This is a genomic window from Micromonospora sp. CA-249363 (assembly GCF_050950185.1).
Lineage (GTDB): Bacteria > Actinomycetota > Actinomycetes > Mycobacteriales > Micromonosporaceae > Micromonospora.
The window spans coordinates 2,410,808-2,428,741 of record NZ_CP192020.1 but is presented as its reverse complement, the minus strand read 5'-3'; the positions used below and the strand labels follow the sequence as shown (position 1 = coordinate 2,428,741).

Below are 17,934 nucleotides of genomic sequence, written 5' to 3'. Positions count from 1 at the left end.
AGCGTGGCACGGGTGAGCGGTTACCGGCGGGTCCTCGCGGTGCCCGGGATGGCGCCCCTGCTGGGCGTGTCACTGCTGGCCCGCACCGCGATAACGGCCGACGTGACGGCCTTGACGCTGTACGTCGTGCTGAGCCTCGAGTTGGGCTACGTGGCGGCGGGCGCCGTCGCGGCGGCCCTGACCACCGGCGTGGCGCTGGGCGGCCCGCTGCTCGGTCGCCTGATCGACTCGCGGGGTCTGCGCACGGCGCTGCTGGCGACCCTCCTGACACAGGCCGCGTTCTGGCTGTGCGTGCCGCTCCTACGGTACGAGTTCCTGCTGGTCGCCAGCGTCGTGGCGGGCCTGCTGATGGTGCCCGTGCAGGCGGTGAGCAGGCAGGCGATCGCCGCCATGACGAGAGCCGAGCTGCGCCGGGCCGGGTTCGCGCTCGAGTCGGTGCAGGGCGAACTGTCGTACATCGTGGGTCCGGCGGTGGTCATCATGGGCGCGACGGTCGTCTCCCCCGAGGTCGTGGCGTGGGGGGTGGGCGCCACGATCCTGGCGGGTGGGTCCGGCATCGCTCTGCTCGACCCGCCGATGCGCGCCGACGACGAGGCGGACGCCGCCCCGGCGGAACGGCTCCCGCACCGGCGGTGGCTCACCGGCCCGATGATCGCCGCGTTGACGATGGCGCTCGGCACGACGGCGCTGCTCGGCGGTGTCGACCTCGCCATCATCGCCACGCTTCGGGAGGCGGGGCAGGTGTCCTGGGCCGCCGTGGTGATCGTGGTGTTCGGGGTGTCCTCCGTCGTCGGTGGCCTGAGCTACGGCGCGCTGACCCGACCACTGCCCACGTGGTTCCTGCTCGGCGCGCTCGGGCTCGTGACGATTCCCGTCGGACTCGCCGACCACTGGCCCTGGCTGTGCGTGGCCGTCGTCGCCAGTGGACTGCTCACCGCGCCGACCCTCGCCACGGTGGCCGACGCGGTGAGCCGGCTGGCGCCGCCCGGCGTACGCGGCGAGGCGACGGGCCTGCAATCGTCAGCGCAGAGCGCCGGCTTCGCGCTCGGCGCCCCGCTCGTCGGCGTGGTGATCGACCTCTGGGCGCCGGCCGGCGGCTTCGCGGCGGCCGGGCTCGTCGGCCTCGCCGCCGCCCTGTTCGGACGCCTCCTGTCCCGCAACTCACCCGCACGGTCGCTAGGCGTAGTGGAACAGCGGCGGGAAGACCAGGACCACGATCCACGCCCAGGCCGCGTACACCGGTAGGTAGCCGGTCTGCCAGCGTTCCAGCGCCGCGAACGGCGTACGCCGGCGCACGAAGTTCAGCAGGAGCCAGGCCGACCACGCGAGGTTGACCAGCAGGACCACGTTCTCACCGAGGGCCGCCGCCCGGTTGGGCGTACCGCCGTAGTCGTCGGTGATGCGACCGGTGATCTCGAACAGCACCAGCAGGTCGATGGCCAGCGCGCTGAGCACGAGCGCGAGCTGGAGCTTGTCGAACGCGCCGGGCGGGGCCAGCGGATCGCGGGCCGAGAGCGAGTAGAGCAGCAGCCCGAGCACCACGACCAGCAAGAGGTCGAACAGGATCAGCGCCTCGCGTTCGACGTCGATGCCGTGGCTGGTCCAGACGACGGCGACCAGGAAGGCGAGGAGCGCGGCCGTGAACAGCGGGGTGAACAGTCGGGTGAGGACCGGCGCGATGTTCTCGACGACGCTCTGCTTGGCCTCGACCAGCCACCCGGCCACGACGACCGCGGCCGCCGCGCCGCAGGGTAGGAGCCACTGCGAGACGAACGCCTGCGGGACGATGCCGATGGCCTGGAAGGTGTTGAACAGGAAGGCGGCGAGCACCCCGCCGCCGAGGGCCATCAGCACGAAGTAGATGAACCACTCGCCGGTGAAGCGGATGAAGTCCATGCGTCGACGGGTGGAGCGCCAGTCGTCGGCGACGTAGGCCAGCCCGACCACGAGCCAGAGCGCGATCGGCAGGTGGACGCTGGTGACGACGAAGGACTGCGAGTCGCCCGCCAGCGGGTAGACGTTGGCCGCCACCGCCCCGAGCACGAACAACGCGACCAGCGACACGACCACCGCCGGTCGGGCCCTGCGCCGCCAAGCGAGGAACGCCGCCAGCCAGGGCAGCGCGAACAGCGTGAAGTTGCGCGTGTAGAACGAGCCGTCGTCGTCGAAGCTCAGCCCGAACAGCGCCGGCGCCTTGACCGACGCCACCGCGCCGGCCGCCGCGCCGAGCAGCACCCACAGATCCCGCCGGGAGCGCGCGCCGGCGACCGAGGCGGAGGAGTCGCCGGTCAGCACGAGCTGCTTCCAGAGCCGCTCCGAGTGTTCCCGGGCGAACTCCCGGGACAGCTCGTCGAGGCTGCCCATCCGCTTGACGGCGACCAGGAACGCCTCGTCCGGGCTGAGGCCGGCCGCGACGAGCGCGTCGACGGACCCTCGTAGGTGGTCCTCCAGCTCGTCGGCGTCGGCCGGGCTCAGCGTCCCGCGGCGCAGCACGTACTGACGCCACTGCGCGACCTGGGCCTCCAACTCCGGCGGGCCGTCGTGCGCCGTCACGCGAAACCCTCCAACGGACGCGGCGTCAGCGGCGTCCGGTCGTGCCAGACCTCCTTGAGCGCGCCCACGACCGTGTCCCACTGCCGGCGCTGCTCGGCCAGTTCGGCCCGGCCCCGGTCGGTGATGCGGTAGTACTTGCGCCTGCGCTCGCCGGCGACCGCCTGCCAGCTCGACTCCACGAAGCCGAGACGTTCGAGCCGGTGCAGCAACGGATAGAGGAGCCCTTCGGTCCAGTCCAGCTCACCCCTGGACAGCTCGTTGATCCGCCGCAGGATGGCGTAGCCGTAGCTCTCCCCCTCGATGAGGATGCCGAGCACCATCGGCGTCGCCGACGCGGCGACCAGGTCCTTGGCGACCTTCATTGGACCTCCCGTCAAACCCTAGAAGTACGATGCATAGTACTGCTAGGTATCGCGCCCGACGCAACGGTCGGAGCGAAAAATCCGTCGAGCGTCGGTGGTCGATCCCGCGACAATGGCCGACGTGCAGGAGATCGAGGTCGTCGTCGCCCACTCCGAGCGCGCGACCGTACGCGTCGGGAACGTGTTCCTCAAGATCGATTCTGATCCGGATCACGTGGACGTCGAGGTAGCGGCAATGGCGCTGGCCCCCGTGCCGACCCCGGAGGTCCTGTGGCACAACCCGCCCGTGCTCGCCCTCGCCGCCCTGCCCGGGCGGGCACTCGGCCACCTCGGCGAGCCGTCGACCGCGTCGCCGAGAGCATGGGCGGCGGCGGGCGCCGCCGTACGGACGCTGCACGACGCGCCGCTGCCGCCCTGGCCCGGTCGGAGCCTCGACGAGCTGGCCACGCGGCTCGACCAGGAGTGCGCGTGGCTCATCGCCGACGGCGCTCTGCCCGCCGACCTCGTCACCCGCAACCGGCACATCGCCGAGGCGGCGCTCCGGCCGTGGACACCTGTGTTCACGCACGGCGACCTACAGGTGGACCACGTGTTCGTCGACGGTGACGAGGTCACCGGCGTGCTCGACTGGTCCGAGGCGAGCCGGGGCGACGCCCTGTTCGACCTCGCCATCCTGACTCTGGGGCACGAGGAGCACCTCGGCGACGTCGTCGCCGGCTACGGCGCCGACGTCGACCTCGACGTGATCCGGGGGTGGTGGTCGTGGCGCAGCCTGGTGGTGATCCGTTGGCTGGCGGAGCACGGCTTCGACCCCTCGGCGCCCGGCTGCGAGGTCGACGTGCTGCGGGCGCGGATGTGACGTGCGTCAGGGAATGAGGCGGTCGAGCAGCTCGAACCGCTCGTACGGCTGGTCGTAGTCGCCGAAGTGGCCGTCGTCGCGCACGATCTGGGTGCCGCCGAGGCGCTCGAACATCGCCCGCCCCTGCCGGTCGTCACAGCCGTACGGGTCCTTGCGCGAGTTGACGAAGTAGATGTCCCGCACGTGCGACCGGATCGCGGCCCAGTCGTAGCGCTCCTGGAGGACGGGCTCCTCGCTCGTGTTCGGCGGGGTGCAGTAGCCGGCGACCAGGATCGCCTGGGCCACCGTCACGTCGACATGTTCGAGGAGCGCCAGGAGCAGTGCCGCGCCGCCGGAGTGGCCCACCAGCACCGTGTCCTCGTCGAAGCGGTGCCCGTCGAGCACCCTCGGCAGGAACGTGGCGATCGGCTCGACGTTGATGCCCGGCAGGTGCGGCACCTCGACGGCGTAACCCCGGGCCTCCAGCCGCCGCGCCAACCAGCGGTACCAGACGACGTCCGGATTACCGCCGGTCCCGTGGAAGATGATCGCGCTGCGCCCCACCGTGCCCCTCCTCGGCGTCGAAGTGTTTGATCACACCACGACTCAGTCGAGCGTGACGACCCAGCGGGCGCCCTCGCCCCGCGCCAACCTGTCGAACGCGACCGGCGCCTCGTCCAGCGACATCGTGCCGCTCACCAGTACACCCAGATCCAGCGTCCCGTCGGCCAGCTCGGCGGCCAGCACCGGCACCTCCCGGTCCGGGTCGGACGAGCCGTACACCGAGGAGCGCAGCGTACGGGCGGAGTGGAAGATGTCGAGCGCGCCGAGGCTGACCATGTCGTCCTTCGCGCCCATGCCGACCACGGTGACCGTGCCCCCGCGCCGGGTGAGCCGCCAGGCCGCACGGATGGTGGCGGCGCGGCCCACGCACTCGAAGGCGTGGTCGACTCCCCGCCCCTCGGTGCGGGCCCGCACCTCCTTGGAGAGCCGGTCGTCGGAGAGCAGGAAATCGGTGGCTCCAGCAGCCAGGGCCAGGTCACGCTTCGCCTCGGCCACGTCCACGGCGAGGATCGTCGTGGCACCGGCCCGGCGGGCCGCGCTGAGCACGGCGAGTCCGACCCCGCCCAGCCCGACGACGGCGACCGACTCGCCGGACGTGACCCGGGCCGTGTTCCGGACCGCTCCGAGGCCGGTGAGCACCGCGCAGCCGAGCAGCGCGGCCTGCTCGACCGGCAGGCCGACGGGGATCGGTACGACGGCGCTCTCCGGCACCACCACCGCCTCGGCGAGCGCGCCGAGACCGAGCGTCAGGTGCAGTGGGACCCCGTCCTCGGTTTCGCCCCGCGGCACGGTCGGTGCCGTCGTGTCGGCGCAGAGCCACGGCTCACCGCGTCGGCACCACCAGCAGGCCCGGCAGGCGGGTGCCCAGTTGAGCACCACCGGTGTGCCGACCGTCAGCCCGCTGCCCGGCCCGACCTCTGCCACCACCCCGGTCGCCTCGTGCCCGAGCACGAGCGGGAACCTCGCGGCGATGGTGCCGTTCACCATGGACAGGTCGGAGTGGCAGACACCGGCCGCCCGGATCGTCACCTGCACCTCGCCGGGGCCGGGCGCGGGCAGACGTACCCGCTCGACCCGCAGCTCGGCCCCTCGCCCACGCGCGACAAGCGCGCGGACGACGACCGGCGCGGACGCCGGCTCGTCGGTGTCGCCCGGCGCGATCGGAGGCTGCTCGGAGTCGGTCATCGCTGGATCGCCTTTACCTCGCAGAACTCGGCGAGGCCGTGCGTGCCCAGCTCCCGCCCGAGGCCGGACTGCTTGTAGCCGCCGAAGGGAGCGAGGGGGTTGAACGGCGCGCCGTTGATGTCGACCGCGCCGGTGCGCAGCCGCCGGGCCACCGCGAGGGCGGCGTCGGTGTCGGTGGACCAGACCGCGCCGGCCAAGCCGTACCGCGAGTTGTTGGCGATGGCGACGGCCTCGTCGGTGTCGTCGAACGGGATGACCGCGAGGACGGGGCCGAAGACCTCCTCCTGGGCCAGCGCGCTGTCCGGATGCACGTCGGCGAAGACGGTCGGGGCGACGAAGTGCCCCCGCGCCGGAACCGGGGCGTCCGGGCCGCCGGCGACCAGCCGGGCGCCGTCGGCGAGCGCCCGGTCGACGTGGCCGCGAACCCGCTGCGCCTGCGCCGCCGAGACCAGCGGGCCGAGCCGGGTGGCGGGGTCGAACGGGTCGCCGAGGCGGTAGCCGGCCACCGCCGCCGCGACCAGGTCGAGAGCCTCGTCGTACCGGTCGCGGTGCACCAGCATCCTGGTCCACGCCGTGCAGGTCTGCCCGGAGTTGAGCAGGGCGTTGCCGACGCCCACCTTGACTGCGGTGGCCAGGTCGGCGTCGCCGAGGATCACGTTGGCGGACTTGCCGCCCAGCTCCAGCGCGACGCGGGCGATCCGGTCGGCGGCGAGTCGCATGATCCGGGCGCCGGTGGCGGTGCTGCCGGTGAACGAGACCAGGTCGACGTCGGGATGCCCGGCGAGCGCCTCGCCGACCACCGCGCCGGTGCCGGGGACCAGGTTGAGCACACCGGGCGGCAGACCGGCCTCGGCGACCGCGTCGAAGAGCAGGTACGCGGTCAGCGGGGTCAACTCGCTGGGCTTGAGCACGACCGTGCAGCCGGCGGCGAGCGCGGACGCCACCTTGGCCATCACCTGGTGCAGGGGGTAGTTCCACGGGGTGATCGCGCCGACCACGCCGATCGGCTCGCGGACGACGAGGGAGTTGCCGATGCCCTCCTCGACCGGTGGACGGGCGGCCAGCGCGACGTGCTCGCGCAGCACCGTCAGCGGGAGCCCGACCTGCACGCGGGTGGCGAGCTTCAGCGGCGAGCCCTGCTCCACGGCGATGGTGCGGGCGAGGTCGTCGGCACGGGCGGCGAGCGCGGTGTGCAGCCGGTCGAGGTGCGCGGAGCGTTCGGCGGGCGCGGTGGCCGCCCAGCCGGCGAAGGCGGCGCGGGCGGCGGCGACGGCGGCGTCCACATCGGCCGCCGTGCCGGCGGGCACCTGACCGACGGTCTCGCCGGTGCTCGGGTTCTCCACGTCGAGCACGTCGGTGCCGGCGGGAGGCGTCCACTCGCCGCCGATGTGCAGGTGACGCCGGAGGCGCAGGAGGTCGGGAAGCGGCGACGGCGGTGCGGCGAGATCCATGGCGTCCCTTCGGAGGTGGCGACGGGCGGCTCGGCAGCGGGCGGACGGTGAAACTAGCGCTGGGAGTTTGGACGCTACCCGCTGGACCGGCCGGACTCCACCGCACCGCGGGGGCCGACGGCGCGGTCGTACTCGGCGGCGAGGCCGTGCAGCAGCGCGTCCAGGCCGAGGGCGAAGGCGCCCTCGTCGACGCTCTGCTGGTGCTCGGCGAGCCGGTGCGCCTGACGCAGGTGCGGGTAGTGCGCGGCGTACAGCTCGGGATCCTCGACGAAGCCGCGGGCGAACGAGCCGAGCGCCGACCCGGCCACGAAGTAGCGCAGCGCCGCGCCGATGTGGGTGGCCCGGGCCGGTGGCCAGCCGGCGCGGACGAGGCCGCCGTAGACCGCGTCCGCCATGGCGAGGGCGGCTGGACGGCGACCCGGGCCCTGCGCCAGGTGCGGCACGATGTTCGGGTGCGCGGTGAGCGCCCGCCGGTACGACCACGCCCACTCACGCAGGGCGGTCGTCCAGTCCCGGCTGGCGAATCCGCTGGTGTCGACGGCGCCGGTGACCCCGTCGGCGACCGCGTCGAGGATCTCGTCCTTGGTGGCGAAGTGGTTGTAGAGCGAGGGCCCCTGGACGCCCAACGCGGCGGCGAGCCGGCGGGTGGAGAAGGCGGGCAGGCCCTCGGCGTCGATCAGCGCGGTGGCTGCCTCGACGATCAGCTGCCGGGTGAGCCGGGGCTGGCGGGGTCGGGGCACTGCGCTCCTCATTCGGTAGGCGTGGTGGGTCTGGACGCATCAAAACTTACACCGCTAGTTTAGTGGTGACCGGCCGCGCCGACGCCAGGAGGACCATCGTGGACTTTTCGCTCACCGACGAGGAGCGGGCGGTGCGGGACACCGCCCGGTCGTTCATCCAACGCGAGGTGATGCCGCTGGAGGCGGAGGTGCTTCGCCGGGAGCGGGCCCACCAGCCGAGTCTGGACCATTCCGAGGTCCGCGAGCTGCAACTCAAGGCCCGCAAGTTCGGCTTCTGGGGCCTCGCGACCCCCGAGGAGTACGGCGGGATGAACCTGCCGGCCGTACTCCAGTCGTTGATCTGGACGGAGCTGGGCCACACGTTCGTGCCGTTCCGCTTCGGCGGCGAGGCCGACAACATCCTGTTCCACGCCACCGAGGAGCAGAAGCAGGAGTTTCTCGTCCCGACGATCGAGGGCGAGCGCCGATCGTGCTTCGCGATCACCGAACCGGGCGCCGGCTCGGACGCCGCCAACATCCGGCTCTCCGCCCGCCGCGACGGCGACGACTGGATCCTCGACGGCGAGAAGACCTTCATCACCGGCGGTCACGACGCCGACTTCGCCATCGTCGTCGCCGTGACCGACCGGGAGAAGGGCGCCCGCAACGGCGGAGCGACCGCCTTCCTGGTGGACCGGGCCATGGGCTGGCGCTCGGAGTTCATCCAGACCATGGGTGAGGGCGGCCCCGCGTCGCTGATCTTCGACGGCGTACGGGTGCCGCACCGCAACATCCTCGGCGAGATCGGGCAGGGCTTCGCCCTCGGCATGGAGTGGATCGGCAAGGGCCGCTACACCATCCCGTCGCACGCCGTCGGCATCGCCGAACGGGTCCTGCAGATGGCGATCGAGTACGCCAACACCCGGGAGACGTTCGGCGCGAAAATCGGCACCAACCAGGCCATCCAGTGGATGATCGCCGACTCGGAGACCGAACTGGAGGCGGCCCGCTGGCTGATCCTGCGCTCGGCGTGGACCGTCGATCAGGGCCTCGATCCCCGACACGCGTCGTCGATGGGCAAGCTCTACGGCGCGCAGATGGTCAACCGGGTCGTCGACCGGGTGCTCCAGATTCACGGCGGCATGGGCTACACCCGGGAGCTGCCCATCGAGCGCTGGTACCGGCAGGTCCGGCTCTACCGCATCTTCGAGGGTACCGACGAGATGCAGCGGCTCATCATCTCCCGGGACCTGCTGCGCGGGTACACGAAGATCGGCGGTCACCTGGCCTGAGCCCGAATGCCGGTCCGCCGTGAACTCCCGGCCTATGTCGAGCATCTACACCTTCGACAGCTGCCCATCAGCCAACAGGGGGATGCTCATGCACCTACGAATCAGGGCCGTCGCGACGGCGATGGTCGTCGCCACGATCGGCGTCGTCGCGGTTCCGGCCGCGCCGGCGTCGGCCAACGTCAGTCAGGGCTACGTCATGGGGTCCGGCACCTGGACGGACGACTGGGGCGACGAGGGCCCGATCTCCGCGTCGACCCGCTCGTACAACAACGTCGTCGCCATGTGGCAGAAGATCCTGGTGGCCGACGGCTACCTCACCGCCTCCGGTGTCGACTGCCGGTTCGGGCCGGCGACGACGGCCGCGACGAAACGGTGGCAGACCGACCGGGGACTCGTGAGCGACGGCATCGTCGGCCCGAAGACCTTCGCCAAGGCGGCAACCCGCCTCACCACGTACGAGGGTGACGACTGGTTCTACTACGACGGGCTGGGCAGCAACTTCGTCTACTTCGGGCGTCTCGCCGACGGCAGGTGGGACATGAGCCTCGGGCCCGATCTGGAGTGGAAGCCCCTCGCGTACACGTACGCGAGCTTCAGCGTCTGCTCCTGACCGCCGGCCGGCCGTGCCCCACTGCGGGGGCGCGGCCGGCCTTCCGGCCTCAGCCGACAAGCGCCGTCAGCGCCGCGTCCACGTCCGCCTCGGTCGAGTAGAGGTGGAACGAGGCGCGGACGCGGCCGGCCCGGACCGCCGCCCGGATGCCGGCCGCGGCGAGGCGCTGCTCCGCGCCGGGCACGTCGACGGCGACGATGGCGCTGTCCCCCGCCGGCCGGCCCAGGCCGGTCAGGAACCGGTTGGCCAGCGCCACGTCGTGCGCCTGGATCGCCGGTACGCCGATCTCGGCGACCAGTTCCATGGCGGGAGCCGCGCCGACCCAGCTGAACCAGGCCGGTGAGATGTCGAACCGGCGGGCGTCGTCGGCCAGCCGCAACGGCAGGCCGTAGTAGGAGGCGTGCGGGTCCCGACCGGCGAACCAACCGGCCGCGTCCGGACGCAGACGTTCGCGCAGCGCCGGGGCGAGATAGGCGTACGCGGTGCCGCGCGGGTTCATCAGCCACTTGTAGCCGCCCACGGCCACCACGTCGGCCCGGCTGCCGTCGAACGGCAGCCACCCGCACGCCTGGGTCGCGTCCACCACCACCAGCGCACCGTGCGCGCGGGCCGCGGTCACGATCTCGTCGTACGCGGCGACGGCGCCGTCGGACGACTGCACCAGGCTGAACGCGACCACGTCCGTGTCGGCGTCGACCGCGTCGGCCAGCCGATCCGCCGGCACGGTGCGGACGATCACGCCGCGCTCCTCCTGCACCAGCCAGGGGAACAGGTTCGAGGTGAACTCGATCTCCGGAACGACCACGGTGGCCCCGGCCGGCAGGGACGCCGCCACCGGCGCGAGCATCTGGGAGACCGTCGCGCCGACGGCCACGTCGGTGTCGGGCACCCCGATGAGGCCGGCGAACGCGGTACGGGACCGCTGCACCGAGTCGCCCCAGCCCTCCCAGGAGGTGCTGCCGACACGCCACTGGGCCAGGGAGTCCTGCAAGGCCGTCCAGGCCGGCTCGGGCGGCAACCCGTAGGAGGCGGTGTTCAACCAGCCCGGTTCGGGCTTCCACAACTGTTGCGCCTGCGCGATCTCCATGCCACCGACGTTAGGCCTGGTCACCGCAGGTCAGCCACGACCAATCGACGATCGGCGGCCTGCCAGCGGTCCCCAGTCGTGGCCCGGAGGCAGTGGGGGCGACCCGGCCGGCGATACCGACTGTGCACGAGGGACTACGCTGCTCGGGCATGAACGGCGGCAGGCTTGTCAAGGCGAAGAGGCGCATCGATACCGCTACTGGCGGGCATGTCGACCTCAGCGGTCTCGGCCTGAACAGAGACGAACTTGTTGAGCTTCTGCGCGTCAAGCCGGCTCTCGCAGGCGTCACCACTCTCGATCTGGCTCGCAATGACTTGGAGGCTTTGCCGGGCGCCGTCGCTGCCTGGACCTCCCTCACGGCCCTGGATCTGAGCCGCAACCGGCTTAGCGCGCTACCCGACGAAGTCGCCGCCTGGACCGCTCTGACACAGCTCGAATTGAGCGACAACCATCTGAGCGCGCTACCGGACGCAGTCGCTGCCTGGACTTCCCTGACACGGCTCGACATCGATCGCAACCAGCTCACCGCGCTACCGGACGCAGTGGCCGCCTGGACCTCCCTGACACGGCTCGACCTGGACCACAACCAGCTCACCGCGCTACCAGACGCAGTCGCCGCCTGGACCTCCCTGACACGGCTCGACCTGGACTATAACCAGCTCACCGCGCTACCAGACGCAGTCGCCGCCTGGGTTCACCTCAATGTCCTGTACCTGGATTACAACCGGCTCACCGCTCTGCCCGACGCCGTCGCCGGCTGGAACTCCCTCACCGAACTGCATCTGAGCGGTAACAGAATCACCGCCCTGCCCGACGCCGTCGCCGCCTGGACCCCCCTCATCGAGCTCCACCTGGACGGCAACCAGCTCACCGCCCTGCCCGACGCCGTCGCCGCCTGGACCCCCCTCATCGAGCTGCGCATAGACGGCAATCAGCTCGCCACCCTGCCCGACGCCGTCGCGGCCTGGACCTCCCTCACCGAGCTGAACCTGGATAGAAATGTGCTCGCCACCCTGCCCGACGCCGTCGCAACCTGGACCTCCCTCACCGACCTCTACCTGGGAAGCAACCAGCTCACCACCCTGCCCGACAGCGTCGCCACCTGGACCTCCCTCACCAGCCTCTACCTCGAAGGCAACCTGCTCATCGCTTTGCCCGACGCCATCGGTCGGCTCGCAGAGCTGCGGACGCTCGTCGTGGAAGGCAACCCACTTCCGCCCGAGGTTCTCGCCGCCGAGGTGGAGGGCACGGCAGCGCTGCTGGCGTTCCTCCGGGACGTCGCCGCCGACGGGATCCCGATCTCGGAGGCGAAGCTCCTGTTCGTGGGCGCCGGTGAGGCGGGGAAGAGTTCCCTGCTCGGGGCGTTGCGCGGCGAGCCCTGGCGGGATCGCCACCAGACGCAGGGCATGGACATCAAGCCGCTGGTGGTGACCCACGATGGCCGGGAGATCACCCTGAACGGGTGGGACTTCGGCGGTCAGCAGGCCTACCAGCCGGCGCACCAGTTGTTCTTCAGCGCGCCGGCCGTCTACGTCGTCGTCTGGAAGCCACGTCCGGGTGTCGCTGCCGGCATGGTGGAATCCTGGATCGCCATGATCGCCCACCGGGCCCCGGACGCGCGGGTGCTCGTGGTCGCGTCGCACGGCGGGCCGACCTCGCGAGCGGACGCCATCGACGAACAGCACCTCAAGCAGCGCTTCGGCGACCTGATCATCGGCTTCCACGAGGTCGACAGCGCCGTCCCGGACGACCGGCTGGAGGCGCTGCGGGAGGCGATCTCCGTGGCCGCCGGCACGCTCCCGCACGTGCACCGCAACTATCCGGCGAGCTGGCAGCGGACGATCGAGGCGGTCACCGCCGGCGGTCAGCAGGTGATCGACTACCGCGACTTCGCGACGGCGGCCGAGGCGCAGGGACTGACCGCCGCCCAGGCACGGGCGCTGGCCAGCAACGCCCACCACCTGGGGAAGTGGATCTACTACGCGGACGACGACGCGTTGGCCGCGTTCGTGATCCTCCAACCGGACTGGCTCAACGTCGCGATCGCCGCCGTCCTCGACAGTCGGGACGCCGTCGACGCCCTCGGTCTCGTCCCGCACCGCATGCTCGGCCGCCTGTGGGGTGCCGCGCAGGCGCCCGACGGCACGCGCTACACGAGGGAGCAGCAGCGACTTTTCCTGGCGCTCATGGGTCGCTTCGAGCTGACGTACCAGGTCTCGCTCGACGCCTCGCCCGAGCCGGTGAGCCTCATCGCGCAGCTCGTCCCCGCCGCCCAGCCGGACCTGCGCGGAGCGTGGGTCGACTTCCGTCCCGGCGACCGCGAGTACCTGGAGGTGTGCCGGATCTCGGAGGGCCCGGCGGGTCCCGTGGTCATCCCCGAGTCACTGATGTACCGGCTCATCGTCCGGCTGCACCACCAGCGCTACACGGAGCCCGACTCCATGCAGGGCGTGCACTGGCAGCAGGGCGTGGTCCTGGAGAGCCGGTACGGCGCGCGGGCGCTTCTCACGGTGCGTACCGGAGTGGGTGTCCAGGTCCAGGTCCGCGGCCCGGACGCCGTCACCTACCTGCGACAGGTCACCGACGAGATCCGCTACTGCATCGAGCGGTTCTGGCCCGGCCTGACGACCGTCGCCCTCGTCGCCTGCCGGGACGGGTGCGGCCTGCCCACGCCGGGCGCGGGCCTGTTCGACGTCGACAAGCTCGTCAAGCTGCGCGACGCGCACAACCAGAGCGTCGCGCAGTGTCCCGTCTCCAGCTGCGACGCCTTCCCCGCCATCGACGCGCTGCTGGGCGGGTCGCACGCCGGCCACGACGCGCTCGCGGTGCTGCAGGACGGCGTGGCCCTGGTGGACCGGCAGGTCCGCGGACTGAGTCGACGGGTCACCGAACTGAGCGACACCGTCAAGGCCAACCTCGCGGGCGTGAACGCGCAGCTGACGGCCCTGATGTGGCAGCTCAACGACGAGGCCGCGGACGGACCGCGCCTGTTCACCCTCACTCCCGTCGGGGCGTCCCTGCGTAATCCGCAATGGACGTCCATCCGGATGCGGCTGACGTTGTACTGCGAGCACTCGCTCCAGCCCGTGCACATCCTGGAGCCCTCTCGACGCGACGCCGGCGTCTACTCGATAGACGTCTCCCGGGAGTGGTGGGTCCGGGCCGTCCCGCTCCTGAAGGCCACCACCATGCTCCTGAAGCCCCTGCTCGGCGTGGGTGTGGCCGAGCTGAAACTCGAGTTCAGCGACGAGCAGTGGAAGGCCGTGGAGGAGCAGGTCGCGCTGGCGAACGAGACACTGAACGCCGCGGCGGAGGCCACGAGCCACCTCACCGCCGATGATCACAGCGCCGGCCTGACGGAGCAGGCCCCGGGCGCGCCGCCGTCTCCGATCATCGCCGAGGGCGCCGTCCTCCGGACGCTGCACGCCGCGCTGCGTGCCCAGGACGTCACCATCGCCGATCTCCGCAAGGTCGTCCGCCCGGACGGTCGCATCCTCTGGGTCCACCGTCAGTTCGAGCACCGGTACCACAGCGGCCTGCCCGTCATCCCCTGACCGGACCGGCTCACGGCCGCCGGGGAGCGTCGGCGTCCGGGTGGATCCGGGTGAGGCTGTCGGCGAGCCCGGCGAGCCACCTGTCGACCTCCACCAGGTGCCGTACCGCAGCGGAGTCCACGTCGGCGAGCATCGGTTGGAGCCGGTTCACCTCGTCGACGCAGTCGGTGGGTACGGGCATCGGCCCGGCCGCCCGCCTCTGCGTCACCTCGCCGGCCAGGTCGTCGTACGCCGACCGCAGCTGCCCGGCCGTGTCCCGCAGCATTGCCGCTGCCGCCGGCCAGCGGGCCAGGCAGCCGGGCGGATTCCGGCGCAGCAGCGACTCGGCGCCGGGCACCACGTGGTGTCCGGCGCTCAGCGCGGCGTCCCAGTTCAGCTGAACGCGCGGTGGGTCGTGGCGCTCGGAGTGGTACTGGCAGTAGGACGAGTCGACCAGGACCATCCTCCGGCGGACCTCGTCGAAGTCGTGCTCGGGAGGCGGCGCGTCGCCGAGCACCGCCTCGACGGTCCGCTCGACCGCGTCCCCACTCGCCGTCAGGTAGCGGGCGGCGTTGTGCCGTAGGTCGTGGCCGGCCCCGCGCGGCCACATGGCCACCCCGGCGAGCACGCCGATCACCGCGCCGAGCCCGACGTCGACCAGCCGCGCCTCGGCCAGCCGCCAACCCTCGGGGCTGAGCTGGCTGAACACGACGGTCAGCAGCAGGGTGAACAGCGCCTGCTGCCAGACCGGACCGAGCAGGCGGCCGACACCGAACGCCAGGATCAACGAGACGGGCAGCACGACGGCGTACACGACCGGCGTCTGCACGACGAGCACCAGCAGGCCGCTCCCGACCACGCCCGCGACGGTGCCGAGCACGGCGGGTCGTAGCGCGGTGCGGGTGTCGGCGGCCGAGGTGCGCAGAACGGTGAGAGTCGCCAGGAGCACCCAGAAACCGTGGTTGAGGTGCAGCACACCGGCCGCCACCCGGGCGACCGCCAGCGCCACCGCCAGTCGCAGCGCGCTGTGCAGGTGCGCGGAGCGGGGTGCGAGGTGGGCGCGGAACTGTCGCCGGTACAGCGTCCACGTGCTGTGTCGCGCGTACTCGAAGAGCCGGGGGTAGGCGTCGACGTCGACGGTGCGCGCCCCGGCGGCGATCTGGGTGCCGACGGCGAAGATCCGTACCTGGTCGGCGAGGGCCAGCGCGGTCGCGTCCCGACACATCCGGGGTACGTCCGGCGGGCTGGATCCCACCGCGGCCTCGGCCGTACCGATCGCGGCGTCCAGGTCCCGCAGGTCCGTTGGCGGGCCGCCGGGGAACAGGCTGCGGCCGGCCGCCCGGGTCGCGTCGGCGCACGGGCGCAGCAGCCGCGCCGCCGCCAGGTCCGGGATCGACGGCGACGGGACGTCCGCCGCGAGCCGGTCCGCCGTGGCCAGCGCCTCCCGCAGCGCCGCCGCGGAGATCCGCAGCGCGCGGTCCTGGGCCCCGGCCGCCGTGGGTGACGACTCCCGGGGGTTGCGGGCCAAACCGAGTACGCCCACCAGGTCGTACGCCCGCTCGCGCCGCCCGTTCGAAACACCGTGGCCGGGGGCGGTCAGCGCGTCGGCGGCGTCGTCGAGGAGGTCCGCGACGCCGTCCGCCGCCCGGGCGAGCAGCTGCCGGTAGGAGACGGGCACCGGGTCGGGCCAGAGCACCACCTCGGCCGCGGCGAGCAGCACGATCGCGAGGGTGACCCCGCCGAGGCGCTGCGGCAGGCTGCCCGGCTGGTACGGCGGGAAGGACGCCAGGATGTAGAAGAGCTGAAACGCGCTGGCCAGACCCACGAGGCGCGGATTGCCGACCCCGGCGAACGCCACGACGAAGCCGATGACGAGCATCCCGCCGGCCGCCGCCCACGTACTCCAGGCCAGGAGCGTGCCGGCGGCGATCAGCGCCCAGACCGCCGGCAGTGAGGTGACGAGGATCCGCGCCCGCTGTGGGGCCGGGCCGGGCAGCTGCGCGAACGCCCCGGCGGCGATCGTGCCGAACAGCGCGTACGTGGCGAGCACGGGACTGCCCGCGCCGTAGCGGCACGCGTAGAAGAGAAGGGACGCGACGAGGGTGAGTCGGGCCGCGCGTCGCAGCACGGCGCCGTTCGGGTCGCGGCGGCGCAGTCGGCCCAGGAGGCTGGATGCGAGCACGCCTGCTCCCCCGGGTCGTCGCGGCGCCCCTCCCCGGCATCTCATTCTCCACGCCGCCTCCGCGCAGGCGGTGAGTTTCGCGTCGAATGAGCGGCGATGATCGACACGAGGTCGGCGATGTGGGGGTGTCCGGTGCGTTGGATGCCCCCACACCGCCGATCCGGAGTGGATCTAGGTCAGGCCGGCACGCTGGCCGCCTGCTCGTCGGACCGCCGCGGCTCGGGCTCCTCGTCGTCGTGGTCGTCGAGCATGGTCGCCTCGTCGAACGGGTCGTCGCCGCGCAGGACCTCGGCCGCCCGGTCCCGGTCGAACTCACCGGTCCAGGTGCCCACCAGCACGGTCGCCACCGCGTTGCCGGCGAAGTTGGTCAGCGCCCGCGCCTCCGACATGAAGCGGTCGATGCCGACGATCAGGCCCACGCCGTCGACGAGGTCCGGGCGGTGGGACTGGAGGCCGCCGGCCAGGGTGGCCAGCCCGGCGCCGGTGACGCCGGCCGCGCCCTTGGACGCGATCACCATGAACAGCAGCAGCGAGATCTGCTCCCCGACGGCGAGCGGCTTGCCCAGCGCGTCGGCGATGAACAGCGACGCCATGGTCAGGTAGATGGCCGTGCCGTCGAGGTTGAAGGAGTACCCGGTCGGCACGGTGATGCCGACGACCGGCTTGCTGACGCCGAAGTGCTCCATCTTGGCGATCAGGCGGGGCAGCGCCGACTCCGACGACGACGTCGACAGGATCAGCAGGAACTCCCGGCCCAGGTAGCGCAGCAGCGAGAAGATCGAGATCCGGGCCACGAACCAGAGCAGCGCGCCCAGGATCACGAGCACGAAGATCAGGCAGGTGGCGTAGAAGCCGACCATGATCTGGGCGAGGCTCTTGAGGGCGTCCACGCCGGTCGCGCCGACCACGGCGGCCATCGCGCCGAACGCGCCGACCGGCGCCAGCCACATGATCATGGCGAGGACCTTGAAGACCACCCGCTGGATGACGGCGATCGCGCCGAGCACCGGCTCACCGCGCCGGCCCAGCGCCTGCACGGCGAAGCCGACGAGCAGCGCGACCAGGAGCGTCTGAAGCACCTCACCCTCGGTGAGCGCGGAGAACAGGGTCGTCGGGATGACCCCGAGGAGGAACTCCGTCGTACCGCCGGCCTCGTCTCCGGCGGCGGCCTTGCCGGCGCCCGCGAGGTCCTGGCCCAGGTTCAGGCCGGAGCCGGGGTGGATGAGGTTGCCGACGACCAGGCCGATGGCGAGCGCCACGGTCGACATGGTCAGGAAGTAGCCGAGGGCCAGGCCGCCGACCTTGCCGACCTTCGCGGCCTGCCGCACGGACCCGACGCCGAGCACGATCGTGCAGAAGATGACCGGGCTGATCATCATCTTGATCAGGTTGACGAAGCCCGTGCCGATCGGCTTGAGTTCCTTGCCGAAATCGGGGGCGACCAGGCCGACCACGATGCCGGCGAGCACGGCCACGATGACGGCCAGGTACAGGTAACGGGTACGGTCCCGACGAGCCGACGGCTCCGCCGTGGTGGTGGTTGCGGTGGTGTCCATGT

The 17,934-nt window shown here is 72.0% G+C and carries 14 protein-coding genes and 1 pseudogene; 6 read left to right on the top strand and 9 right to left on the bottom strand.

All coding sequences use genetic code 11. The features are described from left to right. The first annotated feature begins 12 nt into the window (after positions 1-12). Positions 13-1,245 (top strand): MFS transporter, encoded by a 1,233-nt coding sequence (locus tag ACQPZK_RS11180; protein WP_433538218.1) that lies wholly within the window; start codon positions 13-15, stop codon positions 1,243-1,245. Here ACQPZK_RS11180 and ACQPZK_RS11175 read toward each other — a convergent pair. Both ACQPZK_RS11175 and ACQPZK_RS11170 read right to left on the bottom strand, forming a co-directional pair. Then, positions 1,177-2,553 carry a permease prefix domain 1-containing protein gene (locus ACQPZK_RS11175; protein WP_433538217.1) on the bottom strand — a complete coding sequence of 459 codons (1,377 nt, stop codon included), beginning with the start codon at positions 2,551-2,553 and terminating at the stop codon, positions 1,177-1,179. The genes ACQPZK_RS11180 and ACQPZK_RS11175 overlap by 69 nt on opposite strands. Next, the gene (locus tag ACQPZK_RS11170) at positions 2,550-2,915 is read right to left on the bottom strand and encodes a PadR family transcriptional regulator (RefSeq protein WP_433538216.1); all 366 of its coding nucleotides are present in this window, start codon (positions 2,913-2,915) and stop codon (positions 2,550-2,552) included. Before ACQPZK_RS11170 ends, ACQPZK_RS11175 begins: the two co-directional genes overlap by 4 nt. 112 nt (positions 2,916-3,027) lie before the next feature. Between ACQPZK_RS11170 and ACQPZK_RS11165 the strand changes: the two genes are divergently transcribed. Then, entirely contained in the window at positions 3,028-3,774 is a 747-nt protein-coding gene (locus ACQPZK_RS11165; protein WP_433539177.1) for a phosphotransferase family protein, read from the top strand. A 6-nt stretch (positions 3,775-3,780) separates the two neighbouring features. On the opposite strand, the gene ACQPZK_RS11160 is transcribed toward ACQPZK_RS11165, so the two are convergent. The 4 genes from ACQPZK_RS11160 to ACQPZK_RS11145 all read right to left on the bottom strand — a co-directional run bounded on the left by ACQPZK_RS11160 (position 3,781) and on the right by ACQPZK_RS11145 (position 7,693). After that, positions 3,781-4,317 (bottom strand): RBBP9/YdeN family alpha/beta hydrolase, encoded by a 537-nt coding sequence (locus ACQPZK_RS11160; RefSeq protein ID WP_433538215.1) that lies wholly within the window; start codon positions 4,315-4,317, stop codon positions 3,781-3,783. A 42-nt stretch (positions 4,318-4,359) separates the two neighbouring features. Next, positions 4,360-5,502 carry an alcohol dehydrogenase catalytic domain-containing protein gene (locus ACQPZK_RS11155; protein ID WP_433538214.1) on the bottom strand — a complete coding sequence of 381 codons (1,143 nt, stop codon included), beginning with the start codon at positions 5,500-5,502 and terminating at the stop codon, positions 4,360-4,362. Next, positions 5,499-6,953: an aldehyde dehydrogenase family protein gene (locus tag ACQPZK_RS11150; protein ID WP_433538213.1), complete on the bottom strand. Its 1,455-nt coding sequence runs from the start codon at positions 6,951-6,953 to the stop codon at positions 5,499-5,501. The genes ACQPZK_RS11155 and ACQPZK_RS11150 overlap by 4 nt, the downstream gene beginning before the upstream one ends. A 74-nt stretch (positions 6,954-7,027) precedes the next feature. Next, the gene (locus ACQPZK_RS11145; protein WP_433538212.1) at positions 7,028-7,693 is read right to left on the bottom strand and encodes a TetR/AcrR family transcriptional regulator; all 666 of its coding nucleotides are present in this window, start codon (positions 7,691-7,693) and stop codon (positions 7,028-7,030) included. Positions 7,694-7,791: 98 nt separating this feature from the next. Here ACQPZK_RS11145 and ACQPZK_RS11140 point away from each other — a divergent pair, with 98 nt between their 5' ends. After that, on the top strand, positions 7,792-8,964 hold the full coding sequence (locus ACQPZK_RS11140; RefSeq protein WP_433538211.1) for an acyl-CoA dehydrogenase family protein: 1,173 nt from the start codon (positions 7,792-7,794) through the stop codon (positions 8,962-8,964). Between the two features lie 88 nt (positions 8,965-9,052). Further along, positions 9,053-9,574, top strand: a complete 522-nt coding sequence (locus ACQPZK_RS11135) for a peptidoglycan-binding domain-containing protein (RefSeq protein ID WP_433538210.1) — start codon at positions 9,053-9,055, stop codon at positions 9,572-9,574. 49 nt (positions 9,575-9,623) lie between these two features. Here ACQPZK_RS11135 and ACQPZK_RS11130 read toward each other — a convergent pair whose 3' ends face one another. Further along, entirely contained in the window at positions 9,624-10,661 is a 1,038-nt protein-coding gene (locus ACQPZK_RS11130; protein WP_433538209.1) for an aminotransferase class V-fold PLP-dependent enzyme, read from the bottom strand. A gap of 149 nt (positions 10,662-10,810) precedes the next feature. Here ACQPZK_RS11130 and ACQPZK_RS11125 point away from each other — a divergent pair. Then, positions 10,811-11,056: pseudogene (locus ACQPZK_RS11125) on the top strand (hypothetical protein); the annotation flags it as partial. Positions 11,057-11,098: 42 nt separating this feature from the next. After that, positions 11,099-14,215: a COR domain-containing protein gene (locus tag ACQPZK_RS11120; protein WP_433539176.1), complete on the top strand. Its 3,117-nt coding sequence runs from the start codon at positions 11,099-11,101 to the stop codon at positions 14,213-14,215. 10 nt (positions 14,216-14,225) lie between these two features. Here ACQPZK_RS11120 and ACQPZK_RS11115 read toward each other — a convergent pair whose 3' ends face one another. Further along, positions 14,226-16,376: an FUSC family protein gene (locus ACQPZK_RS11115; protein WP_433538208.1), complete on the bottom strand. Its 2,151-nt coding sequence runs from the start codon at positions 16,374-16,376 to the stop codon at positions 14,226-14,228. 176 nt (positions 16,377-16,552) lie between these two features. Beyond that, on the bottom strand, positions 16,553-17,932 hold the full coding sequence (locus tag ACQPZK_RS11110) for a cation:dicarboxylate symporter family transporter (protein WP_433538207.1): 1,380 nt from the start codon (positions 17,930-17,932) through the stop codon (positions 16,553-16,555). Between the last annotated feature and the right edge of the window lie 2 nt (positions 17,933-17,934).